The 17,284-nt window shown below is 73.4% G+C and carries 8 protein-coding genes; all 8 read right to left on the bottom strand.

What is annotated here, in order from left to right:
- Positions 1–39: 39 nt before the first annotated feature.
- The 8 genes from ACIF8T_RS26370 to ACIF8T_RS26335 all read right to left on the bottom strand — a co-directional run bounded on the left by ACIF8T_RS26370 (position 40) and on the right by ACIF8T_RS26335 (position 17,266).
- On the bottom strand, positions 40–6,312 hold the full coding sequence (locus tag ACIF8T_RS26370) for an SDR family NAD(P)-dependent oxidoreductase (protein ID WP_400038570.1): 6,273 nt from the start codon (positions 6,310–6,312) through the stop codon (positions 40–42).
- 232 nt (positions 6,313–6,544) lie between these two features.
- Positions 6,545–8,188, bottom strand: coding sequence for an NAD(P)/FAD-dependent oxidoreductase (locus ACIF8T_RS26365; protein WP_400038569.1), 1,644 nt, complete (start codon positions 8,186–8,188; stop codon positions 6,545–6,547).
- 66 nt (positions 8,189–8,254) lie between these two features.
- Positions 8,255–11,059: an AAA family ATPase gene (locus ACIF8T_RS26360; protein ID WP_400038568.1), complete on the bottom strand. Its 2,805-nt coding sequence runs from the start codon at positions 11,057–11,059 to the stop codon at positions 8,255–8,257.
- Between the two features lie 65 nt (positions 11,060–11,124).
- The gene (locus ACIF8T_RS26355; protein ID WP_400038567.1) at positions 11,125–12,324 is read right to left on the bottom strand and encodes a cation:proton antiporter; all 1,200 of its coding nucleotides are present in this window, start codon (positions 12,322–12,324) and stop codon (positions 11,125–11,127) included.
- A 152-nt stretch (positions 12,325–12,476) separates the two neighbouring features.
- Positions 12,477–13,751: an NAD(P)/FAD-dependent oxidoreductase gene (locus tag ACIF8T_RS26350; protein WP_400038566.1), complete on the bottom strand. Its 1,275-nt coding sequence runs from the start codon at positions 13,749–13,751 to the stop codon at positions 12,477–12,479.
- A 148-nt stretch (positions 13,752–13,899) separates the two neighbouring features.
- Complete coding sequence (locus ACIF8T_RS26345) at positions 13,900–14,910, bottom strand: MBL fold metallo-hydrolase (protein ID WP_400038565.1); 1,011 nt, start codon at positions 14,908–14,910, stop codon at positions 13,900–13,902.
- Positions 14,911–15,033: 123 nt separating this feature from the next.
- The gene (locus tag ACIF8T_RS26340) at positions 15,034–15,642 is read right to left on the bottom strand and encodes a TetR/AcrR family transcriptional regulator (RefSeq protein ID WP_400038564.1); all 609 of its coding nucleotides are present in this window, start codon (positions 15,640–15,642) and stop codon (positions 15,034–15,036) included.
- Positions 15,643–15,703: 61 nt separating this feature from the next.
- Positions 15,704–17,266: a DHA2 family efflux MFS transporter permease subunit gene (locus ACIF8T_RS26335; RefSeq protein WP_400038563.1), complete on the bottom strand. Its 1,563-nt coding sequence runs from the start codon at positions 17,264–17,266 to the stop codon at positions 15,704–15,706.
- Between the last annotated feature and the right edge of the window lie 18 nt (positions 17,267–17,284).

The raw sequence follows: 17,284 nt of genomic DNA, 5'->3' as shown, positions 1-17,284 counted from the left end.
GTGGCGGGACGGGGGCCGGCGGGGTGGTCCGGTCGGCGCTCACCGGGCCTCCTGCGATCGGGCGACCTGCTCGGTCAGGGCCTTGGCGAGGGTGCGGAGCGTGCCGTACGTCCACATGAGGGTCGGCGACAGGCGCAGCCCGAAGGCGGCCTCCAGCCGGTTGCGCAGTTCGAGGCTCATCAGCGAGTCCAGGCCGAGGGACTCGAACAGGGTGTCGCGGTCGAGTCGTTCGGGGCTGAGGCGCAGCACCTGGGCGGCGAGTTCGCGGACCTTGGCCTCCACCAGACCGTGGCGCTCCTCCTCGGGTGTCTCCAGCAGGCCGGTCGCGAAGGCGCTCCCGGCGGTGACGGAGCCGTCGTCCCGCAGGGCCTCGTGCAGGTCGCGCCAGGCGCTCAGGGCGACCGTGTCGGGGGCGGCCTCGAACCAGCGGCGCAGGTCGAGGGGGACGTAGCCGTGGACGGGCCGGTCCTCGGTGAGCAGGCGGGTCAGGGCGGCCCAGGCCTCGTCGGCCGGGAAGCTGCCCATTCCGCGGTCCCCGAGGCGGGCGCCGGCCTCCTGGCTGCGCGCGGCCAGGCCGATCTCCGCGAACGGCCCCCACTGCACGCTGAGCGCGGGCAGCCCGCGGCTGCGGCGCGCCGCGGCGGCGGCGTCGAGGTAGGCGTTGGCCGCGGCGTAGGCGGCCTGTCCCGGGTTGCCGACGAGGGCCGCGACGGAGGAGAACAGGACGAAGAAGTCCAGCGGCTCCTGTCCGGTCGCGGCCTCCAGACCGAGCACGCCGTCCACCTTGGGCTGCAGCACCTTGGCGAGCCGGCGCGGCGTCATGCGGCCGATGGTGGCGTCGGAGACCACGCCGGCCGCGTGCACGACACCGCGCAGCGACGGCAGACCCCGCTCGCGCAGGCCGTCGAGGGTCCGGCGCAGGGCGGCGCGGTCGCTCACGTCGCAGCGCGGGGTGTGGACCACGGTCCCCCCGGAGCGCAGGGCCGCCAGCCGGGCGGCGGTCTCGGCCGAGGGCGCGGACCGGCCGACCAGCACGAGCGTGCCGGCGCCCCGCGCGGCGAGGAACTCGGCGAGGGAGAGACCGAGGGCGCCGAGACCACCGGTGATCAGGTAGGCGCCGTCCGCGCGGAACCGTCCGCCGGGGAGGGGTTCGGGCGCCACGTGCGCGACCTCGGTGAGCCCGGTGAGCACGAGCCGGGGGCCGTACGGGTCGTGGTCCAGGTCGGCGGTCGTGCCGGTGGCCCGGGCGCAGTCGTACGTCCGCAGCGGCGGGGCGGCGATCCGGCCGTCGGCGGCCAGTGCCCAGACGTCGGCCAGCAGCCGGGCGAACAGGGCGGGGCGGCGGACCCGCAGCGCGTCCAGGTCGGCCGAGCCGAACGTGGCTCCGGCGGGCAGCGGCTGTTCCTCGGGGGCCGGGGCGGACGGGACCGCCCGGGTGACGTCCTCGACATAGCGTCCGTCCGGGGCCAGGAGGTCCCAGGCGTGGGAGGCGGTCGTTCCGCCGCGCGGGCCGAGGACCACGTCGACGCCCTCGCCGGCGGTCGCCGCGACGGCCGACGGCCAGTCCGGGTCGGCGGTGTCGAGGACTTCCCGGGCGCCGGCGGCGCGCAGCGCCTCGGCGTGCCGGGACGCTCCGTCGACGACGGCCAGCGGGACGGCGCCCCGGCTGCGGGCGATCTGCACGGCGGCGAGCGCGTCCGGCAGGGCCGGGGTGTGGATCAGTACGGTGTCGCCCTGCGCCAGCCGGCCGACGTGGGTCAGTGCGTACCAGGCGGTGACGGCCGGGAGGGTCAGGGCGGTGGCCTCGGTGTCGTCGAGCCGGTCGGGCAGCCGGACGACGTGGGCCGCCTCGGCGAGCACGTGCCCGGCGAGCGCACCGGACGCCACGGCGGCGACCCGGTCCCCGGGGTGCAGCCCGCTCACGCCGGGTCCCACCGCGCCGATCCGGCCGGCGCATTCGCGGCCGAGCGGCAGGGTCCCGGGGGCCCGTCCGGCGTGCATCTCCGCGAGGTCGCGGAGGTCGGCGGGTGACACGGCGGCGGCCGTGGTCTCGATGACGACCTGGCCGGGGCCGGGCACCGGCGGTGGGTGCGGGAGGAACTCGGCCGTCGTGGAGGTGCCTCGGTGGGCGGCGCCCAGCCGGAAGGGCTGGGGGCCGGTGCGCCAGGCGGGGCGTGCGGTGCCGTCGGCGTCGGCCGTGTCGCCGCCCCGGACGATCCGGGCGGCCAGCCGGCGGTCGCCGCGCAGGGCGAGCTGGTCGTCGGCGCCGTCGTCGAGCAGGGCGCGGCCGCACTCCTCGGCCCAGTCGGGGTGGGAGCCGTCCACGTCGACGAGCCGCGGCCGCAGTTCGGAGTGCTCGCGTTGCAGCACCCGCCCGTAGCCCCAGTACAGGGCGGCGCCCGGATCGGGCGTCTCGGTCGCCGTGACGCTCTGGGCCCGGTCGGTGAGCACGGTGAGCCGGGGCAGCGAGGGCAGGGCCGCGCACACGCGGACCACGGCGGTGAGGTGGGCGAGTCCGCGCTGCTGGGCGTCGGGACCGACACAGGCGCGCGGTGCGAGGAAGACGACGCCGTCGACGTCGCCCGTGAGGGAGTTCTCCGGCCGGGCCGGGTCGTCCACCGTGGTGACCTCGGCGCCGGCCGCGCGGAGGGCGTCGGCCAGGTCCCGGGTGCCGCCCGTGCCGCCGCAGACGACCCAGCGGCCGGCCGCGGCCGGACCGGCGTCGCGGGGCCGCGCACCGGTGACGTCGGCCCAGTGGACGCGGTGCAGCCGGTCGGCGTCCGCGTCGCGGCCGTCCGAGGTGGGCAGGGACCGCAGGACGAGCCCTTCCATCACCAGCAGCGGACGCCGGTCGCCGGTGAGGACGCGGACGTCGACGGTGCCGTCGGGCCGGCGCAGGACGTGGGAGTGGAGTTCGGTGACGGGTTCGTCGCCTGCGGGCAGCACGTGGACGGCGCGTACGGCGGTCGGCATCAGCGCCTCGGAGCCGTCGTCGAGCAGCAGGGCGACCTGGAGCGCCCCGTCCCACAGCACCGGGTGCGGGACCCGGGGCCGCAGGCCGGCCCACAGCTCCTCCGGGAGCCGGATCTCGCCGAGGGCCTCGTCGCCCGACGGGTGCCGCCGCAGGGAGCGCACCGCCCGGAACGCCGGCCCGTAGTTCTGGCCGCGGGCGGAGCAGCGGCGGTAGAACTCGCCGGGGTCCTCGACCGCGGCCTCGTCGGCCCAGTCGGGGAGGCCGAAGCCGTCCGGGGCGTCGGTGCCGGAGACGGCCCCGGCGGTCGCGACGACGTCCCACTCGGTGGCACCGGGCGGCAGGGACAGCAGCCGGAAGGTGCCCCCGCCGCCGGGCGAGTCCTGCCACTCGGTGGTGAAGCGGACCGGTTCCGCGCCGATCGTCACCTCCTTGCGGAAGGAGACGTCGACGAGCCGGCCGGGCAGTGCGCCCGTGCGGGCCAGCGCGGTGTGCAGGGCCAGCGCGAGCATGCCGGTGCCCGGGAGCAGCGCGGTGTCGTAGAGCTTGTGGTCGGTGAGCCAGGGCTGGGTGAGGGGGGACAGCTCCAGGGCGCCGTGCCACACGCCGGGGCGGCCGGGGGCGGGGGTGAGCGGTGCCTCGAACCCCTGCGCGGCGTCGCTGGTCCGGCGGTTGTCGGCGGGCCAGAAGCTCTCGCGCTCCAAGGGGTAGGCGGGTACCGGGAAGCGGCCGTCGCGGGGCAGTGTGCCGAAGGGTTCCAGGCCGGCGGTGTAGGCGCGGGCGAAGGCGCGGGCGACGTCCCGGGTGCCGCCGTGCCCGCGGCGCAGGGTGGTGAGCAGCGCCAGGGGCTCCTCGCGTACGGCGGTCTGCTGTTCCAGGGCCGGCTGCAGGACGGGGTGCGGGCTGATCTCCACCACGTGGGTCACGCCGCCGTCGAAGAGGGCGTCCATCGCGGAGACCAGCTCGATGGGCTCGCACAGGTTGCGGACCCAGTAGTCGGGGCCCAGGGCGCCGCCGTCGACGACACGGGCCTCGACGGTCGACATGAGGGGGACGTCGCCCCCGGCGGGCCGGATCGGGGCGAGCCCGGTGATGAGGTCCTCGCGCAGGACGCCCATGCCGGCGCTGTGGGAGGCGTAGTCGATGTCGACCAGGGCGCAGTACGTGCCCTCGGCCTCCAGCAGTTCCTTCAGCGCGAGGACGTAGTCGCGGTCCCCGGACAGGACGCAGGAGTGCGGGCCGTTGTGCGCGGCGAAGGAGACGAGGTCCTCGAACCCCTCCAGCGCGCGCTCGGCGGCCTCGCGGTCGAGGTCGACGGCGAGCATCAGTCCGCGGCCGGACACCCGCTGGGCGATCAGCGCGCCGCGCCGGGCGAGGACGAGGGCGGCGTCGTCCAGGGACAGGACGCCGGCGAAGGTGGCGGCGGTGATCTCGCCCTGGCTGGTGCCGAGCACGACGTCGGGGGTGACACCCGCGGCACGCCACAGCTCGGCCAGCCCCAGGGACATCGCCCACAGCGCCGGCTGGAGGACGTCGGTGCGGGTGGTCCAGGTGTGAGCGACCGCGTCGGGGCCCGCGTCCGCGTCCGGGGCGAACACGTCGGTCAGGTCCCAGTCGACGTGCGGGGCGAGGGCCTTGGCGCAGCGGTCGACGACCGAGGCGAACAGGGCGCTGTCCCGGTAGAGGGCCACGCCCATCTCCCGCCACTGCGAACCCTGTCCGGGGAAGACGAAGGCGGTGCGGCCGTGCGGCACGGCCCGTCCGGTGACCACGTCGGCGTCCGCGGCGACGGGGCCGTCGAGGGCGGCGAGACCGGCGGCGGCCTGCCGGAGGTCCTCGGCGACGAACGCGGCCCGCTCCGGGAAGTGGTCGCGGCGCCAGGCCAGCGTGCCGGCCAGTTCGGCGGCCTCGTGCTCCCCGCGGGCGCCGAGCGCGTCCCGGAGCTGGGCCGCCCGGCGGGCGAGCACCGGTGCGCGCTTCGCGGACAGGGTGACCACGGGGGGCACCGCGGTCTCGTCGGACCGGTCGCGGCGGGCCGCGGGCCGGGTCTCCGGCGGGGACGAGACGACCACGTGGGCGTTGGTGCCGCCCCAGCCGAAGGAGTTCACCCCGAGGAGGACCGGTCCTTCGGCGGGCAGGGCGAGCGGTTCGCGCAGCACGGTCAGGTTGAGGTCCTCGAACGGGATGTCGGGGTTGAGTTCCTCGGCGTGCAGGGACGGCGGGACCGTGCGGTGACGCAGGGAGAGCAGGACCTTGATCAGTCCGGCCAGGCCGGAACTCCCCTCCAGGTGACCGATGTTGGTCTTCACCGACCCGATCGGCAGCGGGTCGCCGGCCGGACGGGCCCGGCCGAGGACCGCGCCGAGCGCGCCGGCCTCCGTGGGGTCGCCGCGCTTGGTCCCGGTGCCGTGTGCCTCGACGTACGACAGGGCGGCGGCCGGCACGGTGTGCTCCCCGTAGCTGCGGCGCAGCAGGTCCTCCTGGCCCTCCTGGCTGGGGCTGACCAGGCTGTGGCCGCCTCCGTCGTTGTTGGTCAGGGTGCTCACCAGGACGCCGTGCACCCGGTCGCCGTCGCGCAGCGCGCGGGCGAGCGTCTTCAGGTACACGGCGGCGACGCCCTCACCGCGGACGAAGCCGTTGGCGGACTTCGCGAAGGAGGCGCAGCGGCCGTCCGGGGAGAGCCCGCCGAAGTGGGTGAGGCCGATGCTGACGTGCGGGTCCATCATCAGGTTCGTACTGCCGACGATGGCCGCCTCGATGTCGCCGGCGCGCAGGGCGCGGGCGGCCAGGTCGAGTCCGACGAGCCCGGAGGAGCAGCCGGTGTCGACGGCGAGGCTCGGGCCGCGCAGCTTCATGAGGTACGAGAGCCGGTTGGCGAGGATGTCCCGGCCGGTGCCGACCAGCGAGTGGGAGGTGTGCAGGGCGCCGCGCGCCTTCCTGAGCAGCTCGTAGTCGTGCCAGACGGTGGCGACGTAGACCCCGGTCCGCGAGCCCGCGAGGTCGCTCGCCCGCTGCCCGGCGTCCTCCAGTGCCCGCCAGCCGACCTCCAGGAGCAGCCGCTGCTGGGGGTCCATGGCGGCCGCCTCGCGCGGGGAGATCCCGAAGAATCCGGCGTCGAAGAGGTCGATGTCGTCGAGGAAGCCGCCGACCGCCGGGATGCGCAGCCGGGGGTCCAGTTGCGCGGAGGCGTCCCAGCGGTCGGACGGCACCGGCACGATGGCTTCCTGACGGTTCATCAGGAGATGCCACAGACTGTCGACGTCCGGGGCTCCGGGGAAGCGGCCGGCCATCCCGACGACGGCGATCAGCCCTTCGGGATCAGGTGTGGAATGCGCGTTCATTCGCTGCCTTTTCGTCCTGGGAGTAGTGCCGGGCTCGGCCTGGGACCTCACTCGCGGGTGCCGACGGCGTGGTGGGCGCGGACCTCGACGGTCCCTGAGCGGGACCGGATATCCGTGAACTCGTCTGGTTCCAGGCTAGGAAGAGCACCGGGCCCGGGAGAACCCCCTGCCGCGCGGAACGGGGGGTTCTCCCGCTGCCCCCTGACGGGGGCATAGGGGGTGCGGCGGCCGGCTATTTCCCGGCGCGCAGCCGCATGCGCACGAGCCCCTTGCTCGCGTTGATCATGCGGGGGCCGATCTCCGGCGGCGCGTCCTTGCGGCACCAGCGCGCGTTCATCGCCATCTTGGCCGGCGACATGGCGAAGCAGCGGGTGTCGCGCTCCCCGAACTTGAACGACGGCGCGATGAAGTCGGCGTCCCGGACATAGGACAGGATCTTCCGGGCCGCCTCTCCGGGGCTCTCCGTGCCCTGGTCGACCGCCTCGCACAGCTCCCTGGTGAGGGGTCCCATACGGGTGAAGCCGGCGCTCACCGGGAGCGGGGAGCCGGGGTGTCCGTGCTGCTCCAGCTCCCGGAAGACGCCGTCGTCGCCGGTGCGCTCGAAGCGGTAGTAGGCGTCCTCCAGCATGACGTTGCCGAGCATGGTGCCGAGCATCCAGGTGCGGTTGACGGCGTTCCACAGCTCGTAGTCGCGGAACCCGACGAAGGAGCTGTAGACGATGTCGTCGTGGAAGTCGAACAGGCCCTGCTGGAGGTCCTCCAGGTAGCCGAACCTCTCCATGGACCAGTCGCCGTCCTTGCTGGCCGCGATGAGGCGCCAGCCGAGGGCGTTGACGAGTTCCATCGTGTTGGTGAGGCCGCGGGAGTACAGGGCGTCGATGAAGCCGGCCGCGTGCGAGGTGAGGCAGAACCGCTCGCCGACCACCTGCTTGGCCGAGTACTGGAGCCTGCCGGTCGACACCCAGGGGCGGACCGCCTTCGCCTCGCGGAACTGGTGCGCGATCTCCGGGAACCGGGCCAGGAAGTCGTCGAACTCCTGCTGCGGGGTGCGGTCGCCCTTGGGGTGGACGCGGGGATCAAGGGTGAGGCCCACGCTGCACAGCGGGTTGAGCGAGTCGGCGTTGTTGTCGAAGGGGATCACCCACAGCCAGCCGCCGTCGAAGACGTGGTGCAGGGTGCCGTGGTGCCAGGGGTTGGGCTGGTCGTGGCGGCGGGCCGCCGGCGCCTTGTCGAAGGGCTCGACCCCGATCATGTGGGTGAACAGGCACCGGGAGTGGGTCCTCGCCCGGGTGGGCGTCTCGCGCAGGGCGAACTTCTCGGCCAGCGGAGAGCGGAAGCCGCTGCCGTCGACCACGTAGTGCGCGCGGAACTCCTCGCCGCCGTCGGTGCGCAGGACCACGCCGGTGTCCGGGTCGGTCTCGACGTCCACGATCCGGGTGCCGAGCCGCGGATGGGCGCCGTACTTGACGGCCACGTGGAACAGGTACGCGTCGATGTCCTGACGGAACAGGTGGGTCTCGGTGCGCAGCACGGAGGGGACCACCAGCTGGTTGATCTCCTGCCAGTCCTGCGGGGAACCCTCGCGGTGGTAGACGAAGCCGAAGTTCTGCTTCTGGCCGCAGTTGCGCGAGACGTGCTCGCGGATGCCCTTGAAGCTCGACAGCGCGCGCAGCTCGGGCACCCGGTAGCGGTCGGCGATGAGCCTGGTCATGCCCGAGGTGTAGGGGATGGTCGATTCCCCGACGGCGAACCGCGGGTGGGTGCCGGCGTCGAGGAGCAGCACCTTGACGCCGTTCCGTGCCAGGACGGCGCCCAGCATTCCCCCGGCCATGCCGCTGCCGAGGATCGCCACATCGTATTGGTCACTGCGGTTCATGGGGTTCCTGACCCTCCTCGTGGGGTGGTGGTGGCTGCCCCTGACGGGCAGCGGGACCCGGGCGGTTCACCCGGCCAGGGCCCGGTCCCGGCGGAGATCGCCGCGGGTACGGACGCCGAGCTTGCGGAAGATCCGTGTCAGGTGCTGTTCGACGGTGCTGACGGTGACGCCGAGGCGTGCGGAGATCTCCTTGTTGCTGAGCCCTTCGGCGGCCAGCGAGGCGACGCGCTGCTCGGCCGGGCTGAGCAGGTCCAGGGCACGCGTCGGCGCCGTGTCGCGCGCGCCCGGCGGTGCCATCCGGGTCGGCAGCAGGCGGGTGAACTCCGCGGCGAGAGCCGGTGCGCCGCATTCGCCGGCCAGGCGCGCGGCCCGCTCCACGAGCGCGTCGGCCGTGGTGTCCCGGCCGGAGCGCAGGTGCGCGACCGCCAGTTCCGCGAGGGCACCGGCCAGCTGGAGCCGGTCCCCGGACCGCTCCAGGATGGCCGTGGCGCTCTTCAGCAGGGCGCCCCGCTGGGAAGGCCGCCCGGCGGCGGCGAGGACCCGCAGGGAGATGCCGCGCGTGCGGGTCAGCGCGTCCCCGGCCAGGTCGAGCTGCTGCCGGGCCAGGGCGTGCGCCCGGTCGGTGTCGCCCAGGGCCAGGTGGGCACGGGCGGCACCCGACCGCCAGGGGACGAGGGACGGCTGGTCCAGTCCCCAGGCACGCATGAGGGCACCGCAGTTGCTGAAGTCGTCGAGGGCGGCCCGGGGCTGTTCGGTGGCGAGGTAGTGCTGTCCGCGGGCGTGCAGGTAGTACAGGCCGAACCGGCTGTCGAACAACCCCGGCGGCAGCGGTACTTCGAGGTACTCGGCGGCCGCCTCGTGGTCGCCGAGGTCGGTGTTGGCCTGGATCAGGTTGGCGAGCGGTCCGCCGATGCACACGCCCCAGCTCTCCACGGGGATCCGCGCGAGGGCGGCCTCGGCCAGCTCGCGGGCCTCGCGCGGCCTGCCCTGACGCAGGGCGATGCCGGCCCGCAGCGAGGAGAATTCGGCGATCCACAGCGGGACCCGGCGGCCGCGCGCCTCGGCGAGCCAGTGATCGCACCAGGCCGCGGCGGCCTCCGTGCGGTCCGCGAACAGCAGCGCGGACACGGCGCAGGTCAGCCACTCGTGGGTGCTGCGGCCCAGCCGCATCGCCCGCATGGCCGCCTCGGCGGAGTCGACCACGTCCTGGCGGGGGCCGTGCCGCAGCACGTCGGAGAGGGCCGCCGCGCCCCGGATGCGCGGGTCGCCGCCGAAGGAGACCTGCCGCGCGGAGCCGGCACCGGTCCCGCCGGCGGGCACCAGCCCGGGGTAGCTGACCGAGAGGAGCTCGCGGGTGGCCCGGGCCTCGGCGGCGGCCAGCGGATCGGTCATGCCCGCGTCGCGGCGTCCGATCCGCTCGACGGCGTCCGCGGCCTCGACGTACCGTCCGTGCCACAGCAGGTACTTGGCGAGCACCAGGGCGTACTGGTCGGGCAGCCGGCCGGCCCGGAGGGCGTCGGCGAGTTCGACGAGGTGCCGCGCCCCCATGGTGGGGTCCAGCACCCAGGTGGCGCCCGCCAGCAGCGCCTTGAGCCGCAGTTGCTCGCCGTCGTCCTGGCAGTGCCGCAGGGCGACCTCGAGGCACAGCTTGGCCTCCGCGGGACGGCTGAGGGCCAGGTGCCGTTCGGCGGCCTCCCGGAGCTGGTCCACCGCCCAGGGCGCGGTCGCCGTGCCGGACGCGACGAGGTGACGGGCGACGTCGAGGACGCGGGCACCCCCTTCCTCGTACAACAGTTCGGCGGCGCGTCGGTGCAGCCGGGCGCGCTCCTCACCGGTGCAGCCGGCCAGGGCGGCGGTCGCGGCGGCCGCGTGGCGCAGCCGGCCGTCGGCGACCAGGCCGGCGTCGTCCAGCGCCCGCAGCCCGCGGCTCAGTACGGCGTCCTCGACCCCGGCGAGACGGGCCACGGTCTGCGCCGTGGCCGGGTCCTCGTGCAGTACGGCGAGGGCCTGGGCGATGTGCAGCAGAGCGGGCCAGCCGCGGTGCAGGCAGCCGGTGACGGCGTCCAGGAAGGCGTCCCCGACGACCAGGCGCCCGGTGGTGTGGGCCGTGTCGGCCGCGCCGCGCCTGCTGTCCTCCGCCAGAGCCCTGACCAGCAGCGGGTTGCCGCCGCTGACCGTGTGGCATTCGGCGGCCAGCCGGGGGGCGAGGGCGGCACCGACGTACGGGACGAGGACGGCCGCGACCCCGTCGACGGAGAGCCGCCGCAGGGCGAGCGGCCGGTGCTCGGGGCGGCGGCGCAGTTCCGCGCGCAGCCGGGGGTCGGCCGGCCGGGAGAGCCCGCGCTCGGTCATGACGAGGGCGAGGGGCGCGTCGGAGAGCCGGCGGATCAGCAGCAGCACCCAGTGCAGCGACAGGTCGTCCATGAACTGGACGTCGTCCAGGCACAGCAGCAGCGGGGCGCGCCGGGCCCGCCGCTCGACGGCTGCGCACAGGTCCTGCAGGGTGCGCCCCGTCTCCGCGTCGAGGGTGTCCGGACCGAGCCGGGCGACCGTCCCCGCGGTGCCGTGCCGGGCACGGTCGGCTCTCCCGGCCGGTCCGGCGGCCACCGCCCGGTCCACCAGCGCCGGATCGATGTCGCGCAGCAGCTGCCCGAGCACCGCGCCGGGGGTGTGGCGTTCGACCAGCGAGCCGGTCGCGCCGCGCACCTCGAAGTCCAGCTCCTTCGCGAGGGAGCCGATCTCGGCGAGCAGGGCGGTCTTGCCGCAGCCGATGCCGCCGGTCACCAGGGCCACCTGCCCCGCGCCGCGGGCGCTGCTTCGGATCATGTCGGTGAGTGAGGCGAGCTCCTGGTCCCGCTCGACCAAGTGCATGTGGGGTCATCCCTTCGGTCCCTGTGCCGTTCCGTCCGCACGCCCGCGCCGCCGCGGGACCGTCCCTACCGGGCCGCGCCGATCCGTTCGCGGGGCGTGGCCCCGTCGGCCGCGGTCCCGGACCGGTCGATCTTGATGAGGCTCAGGAGCGGGCCGGTCATCACCGTCGTCACCACGGCCATGACGACCATGAGCGAGTACAGCGAGTTGTCCAGCAGCCCGAGTTGGAGACCGACACCGAGGATGACCAGTTCGGTGAGGCCCCGGGTGTTCATCAGGGCCGCGAGGGCGGCCGCGGGCCGGGGGGCCAGCTTCGTGGCGCGGGCGCCGAGGTAGGTGCCGCCGAACTTGCCGACGATGGCCACCAGGAGGATGAGGGAGAGTTCCCGCAGGCCGGTGAGCCCGACGCCGCCCAGGTCGACCTGGAAGCCGGCCACCACGAAGTACACGGGCAGCAGCACCGAGGTGAGGTGCGTCGTGCGGTCGTGGATGTCGGCGCGCAGGGCCTGCGCGCGTTCGCGGGGCACCACCAGCCCGAAGAGGAAGGCACCGAAGATGTGGTGCATGCCCATCGCCTCGGTGGCCGCGGCCGACAGCAGCGCGCCGACCAGGACGACGGCGAACTTGAGCGGGCCCGGCTTCGCCGCCTCGTCGCCGGGGGCGAGCACGCGGCGCAGCAGCGGCCGGACGACGAAGAGCATGCCGGCCAGGTAGGGCACCGTGAGCAGGACGAGCTGGTGATTGCCCTCCGCGCCGACCGACGCGTTGACCGCGGCCAGCGCCGCCCAGGCGACCACGTCGACGAACGCCGCCGCGGCCAGGGCGATGCCGCCGATCGCCGTCCGGGTCAGCCCTCGTTCGGCGAGGATGCGGGCCAGCACGGGGAACGCGGTCACGGACACGGCGAGCCCGATGAAGACGATGAAGGTCCCGCGGTCGGCGGGCTCGTGCCCGGGCAGCAGAGCGAAGGCCAGTCCGATGCCCAGCAGGAAGGGAACGGCGGTCGAACCGACCGCCGCCGCCACGGTGGTCCGGCCGTGGCCCTTCATGAGGCTGCCCTCGATCTCGAGGCCGACCACGAACATGAAGAGGGCGACGCCCAGATTCGCCACGCCGGACAGCACGGGCCGGACGTCGTCGGGGAAGAGGGTCTCGCTCAGTACTCCGTCGAGCAGGGTCGGACCGAGCAGCACTCCCGCGAGGATCTCGCCCACGACCGGCGGCTGCTGGATGCGCGAGGCGAGGTATCCGAGTCCGCGCGCCATGACGAGAATGATCGCTAGATCGAGAAACAGAATCTGTAACTGATGGCTGTTCATTTCCCCCGTCCTCATCTTCGATTGCAGCGTGTTTCACACGCGAAAATGATGCTGGGGCAGCCGTCGCACCGACCCGGCGGCTACCCCAGGAAATTCGTTCAGGACTGCGTCGGCTCCGGTGTCGAGTGGTCCGCGATGAGGTCGTCCAGCGTGATGTTGAACAGCGGGTGATTTCCGCTGAGGCCGGAGATGAGGGTGACGAAGTCGTCGGCGGGCTTCCGCTCGTGCTCCGGGTCGATCATCTCCTGGGCGAGGCTGTGGTAGAACTCCTTGTACTTCGTCTGGTCGTAGAAACGCTCGACGAATTCCCGGATCTCGTCGAAGAACCCGGAGTACGCGGTGGCGTACCGGTCCAGGGCCTTGGTCTCGATCTCCGGGTGCTTGATGACCCGGTCGACGATCTTGGCGAGCGTGCTGCCGGCCATGCAGGCGAGGGCGACGCCCGTGGAGAACAGCGGGTCCACGAAGGCCGCCGTGTCGCCGACCAGCACCCAGCCGTCGCCGTAGAAGCGGTCCGAGTGGTACGACCAGTCCCGAGCGGTGCGGAAACCCGCCGACTGCCGGGCGTTGGCCAGCATCTTCCTGAGCTTGACCGTGCGGTCGCGCTGCTCGTGGAACAGCTCCTCCAAGGACTGCCCGGACTCCCCCGCGCTGGTCACCCGGGTGACGTACCCGACGCTGATGGTCCCCTTGTCGATCGGGATCGCCCAGAACCAGCCGCCGTCCAGGCCCTCGATCAGGATGTTGGTGTACTCGTCGCCTTCGAGGCGCTCGCAGTTGTCGTAGTACGTCCACACGGCGACGTTGCGCAGCTGGTCGTGCCACTTGACGTCGGTGTACCGCCGGCTGAGGACGCGTGCCTGGCCGGAGGCGTCGATGACGAGGCCGGCCCGCACCTCGCGCAGGCCGTCCATGCCGCGCAGGGCGTAGCGGACGCCGACGACGCGGCCGTCCTCCTCGATCGGGTCCTTGACGGTGGCGTCCTCGACGATGTGCGCGCCGAGTTCGCGGGCCCGGTCGAGGATGAGGGCGTCGAGGTCGGCGCGACGCGTGTGGAAGGCGTACGGGTGCTTGCCCTTGAGGAAGGCGAACTTCCACGGCACCTGGTTGTTGCCCCAGACCAGACTTCCGCCGTACTTCCGCTCGAAACCGCGCTGGTCCATGCGCTCGGTGAGGCCGAGTTCCTCCATGGGCCGCATGAACGCCGGGATGAGCGACTCACCGACGTGGTAACGCGGGAACCGCTCCCGGTCGAGCACCAGGACACGGTGTCCGCGCTTTGCGAGAAGGCCGGCCGTCGTAGCTCCGGCCGGGCCTCCTCCGATGATGACGACGTCGTAGTCGGCGGATATACCGTAAAGACTTGACGACATGCTTGTGACCTTCCCCTAGACCCTGGAGCGGTGCGAAAGCTACGCGGCATTCGGCGAATTCGAGCCCTCGCCGTATTGCGCGTCGTCAGTCTGCATTGAGTCACCTGGAGAAGGTCTGCAGCTCCTCTGGACGAGTTCTGGTCGTCTGCTACAGACCGGCCTGCAGGACCCTCGACGCGCCGATGGCGAGGTCCCACAGGTGGTCCCGAGGCCGTCCGGCCCGTGCCCAGGCGGCGCGGACCCGGTGCAACGGCTCCAGCGGCGGCTCCGCGGACAGCAGGAAGGTCGCCCAGTGCATCGGCGCCATGATGGTCGCCCCCAGGTCCTCGCAGGCCCGTACGGCCTCCTCCGGAGAGGTGTGCACGGACCGGAGCATCCAGCGCGGCTCGTACGCGCCGATCGGCAGGATGGCCAGGTCGATGCCGGGATAGCGCCGGCCGATCTCCTCGAACCAGTGGCCGTATCCCGTGTCCCCCGCGAAGTAGACCCGGCGCCCGCCCGGGGCGGTCAGCATCCAGCCACCCCACAGGCTGCGGCAGGTGTCGGTCAGTCCGCGCCGGCTCCAGTGGTGGGAGGGAACCAGGTCGAACCGGACCGGGCCGAGCGGTCCGGGCAGTTCCACCGCCTCCCACCAGTCGAGTTCGGCGACCTGGGTGAATCCCCGGCGGCGGATCCACGCGCCGAGCCCCGCCGGCACGAGGAGGGGGGTGTCCGGCGGCAGCCGGTCGAGCGTGGCGGTGTCGAGGTGGTCGTAGTGGTTGTGGCTGATGACGACGGCGTCGAGGTGCGGCAGCTCGCGCCACGGCACACCGACCGGGGTGACGCGTTCCGGGGTGCCGACGATCCGGCTCGACCACACCGGGTCGGTCAGCACGGTGAGGCCGCCGACCCGTACGACCCAGCTCGCGTGCCCGGCCCAGGTCAGGGACAGGTCCGTGGGGGCGACCTCGGGGACGGGGGCGGGGTCGACGGGCAGGTCGCCGAGCTGGGCGAGCGTCCTGCCGGGCGGGCGCAGGCGCTGGCCGCGCAGCGCGAGGCGCAGGAAGTCCGTCACGCCGGGCAGCGGGGAGGTGAGGCGGTCGGCGAAGGAGGCCGGCCAGCTGCGGATCTCACCGAACGGGCGCGGCGGCGACAGGGGCGGACGGGCGGGGGAGGTCATCGGGAGTCTCCATCGGTCACGAAAGGCGACCGGCCCCGGCCCGCCCTCGGTCTCTCTGGAGTGCGCGGGGGCGGGCGGGGCCGGTCACTGCCGTCCGGGGACGGTCTCAGACACAGAAGGGCGTCACAGCAGAACACCGCCGAGGAGCGCGTCGATCATCTCCTGGATCTGCTCGTCGGTCAGCGGCTTGCCCTGCCCGAGGAACAGGCGCAGGATCACCACGCCGGCGAGCATGTCCACGACGGCGGTGAGGTTGACGTCCTGGCGGACCAGGCCGTCGGCCCGGCCCTGGACGAACACCGCCTCGACGGCGTCGCGCCAGGGACAGACCCAGGTGTCCATGTGGCTGGACGGGAAGTTGGGATCACTGACCGCCTGGGCCGCGAGATGCGGCAGGAGCCGGCCCTCGGGGGCGTTGAGCAGTCCGTCCCGGAGCCAGCGCGTCATGGCGAGCAGATCCTCGTGAAGGTCGCCGCTGGGCTCGACGTCGAAGTCGGCCATCAGCGTGTCGAGCGCGCCGATGATCATCTCTTCCTTCGAGTGCCAGCGCCGGTAGACGGTGGCCCTCCCCACTCCGGCCCGGCGGGCGACCTGTTCCATGGTCAGTCCCTGGAAGCCGGACTCGCCCAGCACTGTCACCGCGGCCTGCAGGATCGCGGCGTCCGCACGGTGATTGCGCGGCCGCCCGACAGGGCTGGAGGTGGCATGTCGACCTTCACGCGTCTCGTACATCTATCCCGTCAGCCTCTCGGTATGACCACTGTCGTAGACCGTGCACGTTCCGAACAAGCCATCATACGGACTCCGTAACGGGCGAGGAGGTCTCGGCCGAGGACGGGGCCGCGCCGTGCTCCGCGGCCCGGCGCGGCATCCAGGCGAAGACCACGGCGGCGAGGGCGAAGACCACCACGGCCCCGCCCACCAAGGCGGCGTCCATGCTGTCCACGTAGGCCCGGCGGGCCGCTTCGGCCAGATCCTGTCCCGCGGGCCCCAGCTTCTGCGCGACGGCCAGCGCGGCGCCGACCGTCTCCTCGGCGGCGTCGGCGGCCTCCGCGGGCAGGCCGTCGACGGACCTCTCCATGTCGTCCCGGTACCCCGTGCTGAGCACGCTGCCGAGCACGGCCACACCGATCACCCCGCCGACCTGCCGGAAGGCACTGGTGATGCCCGACGCCTCACCCGACTTCTCGTCGGACGCGGTGGCCAGCGCGGCGTGCATGGCGATGGCCAGGGTCAGGCCGATGCCGATGCCGAGCGGCACCTGGCAGGCGGCGACGGCGAACTCACCGGAGTCGACGTCCGTGGCCGAGAAGACCAGCAGTCCCACGGCCATCAGCAACAGCCCCGCCACCACGGGCCCGCGCGGACCGACCCGCGGCGCGAGCCGCTCGGCCGTGCCCGCTCCGACCATGACCGCGAGCACCACCGGAAGCATCCGCACGCCGGTGCCGAAGGAGGAGTTGCCGAGGACGGCCTGGAGGTAGGGGCTCAGCATGAAGAGGAAGCCGGTCATCGCGAAGTGCACCAGCAGCAGTGCCGAGATGGAGGCCCCGAAGTAGCGGTTGCCGAAGGACCGCACGTTCAGCAGCGGGTGCGCAGTGCTCCGCTCGCGCAGGACGAACAGGACCAGGAGCACCGCACCGGCCGCGGCACCGCCCAGCGTCCGGCCGCTCAGCCAGCCCTCCTCCGGCGCCTGGGTCAGCGCGAAGGTGACGGCGCCGAGCCCGAGGGCGGACAGCACCGCCCCCTGCCAGTCGAAGGCGTGCTCGCGCACGCCCCGGTGCTCGGGGAAGAGGTAGAAGCCGGCCGCCATGGCGGCGACCAGGATCGGGATGTTGATCAGGAAGACCGATCCCCACCAGAAGTGCTCCAGCAGCCAGCCGCCGGCCAGCGGACCGATCGGCAGGCCGAGGGCGACGCCCGCGGACCAGATGGCCAGCGCGCGTGCCCGTTCCTGCGGGGCGAAGAGGATCGGCAGCATGGCGAGGGACACCGGGGTCACGATCGCCGCCCCCAGACCCATCAGCGCCCGCCCGAGGATCAGTTCACCGGAGCTGTCCACCATCATCGCGTAGCCGGACGAGAGGCCGAAGATCGCGAGTCCCACCAGGAGCAGCCGTTTGCGCCCGATGCGGTCGGCGAGCACGCCGAACGGCAGCATCAGACTGGCGAAGACCAGCAGATACGCGTTGTGGAACCACTGGAGATCGGAGTTGGAGGCGCCCAGCGAGTCGACGAGCTCAGGCATCGCCACATACAGGATCGTCGCGTCCAAGCCGTTGACCAGCACGCACATCACCAGCACGGCCAGTGCCCACCAGCGCTTCGGGCTGGTCCAGACTGCGGATGCGGACACAGCTCCCCCTTTCTGATT

The organism is Streptomyces sp. NPDC085946, from assembly GCF_044540485.1.
In the GTDB taxonomy this organism is placed as follows: Bacteria; Actinomycetota; Actinomycetes; order Streptomycetales; family Streptomycetaceae; genus Streptomyces.
The sequence above is the reverse complement of the archived record's forward strand: the minus strand, read 5'-3'. Positions and strand labels throughout refer to the sequence as shown.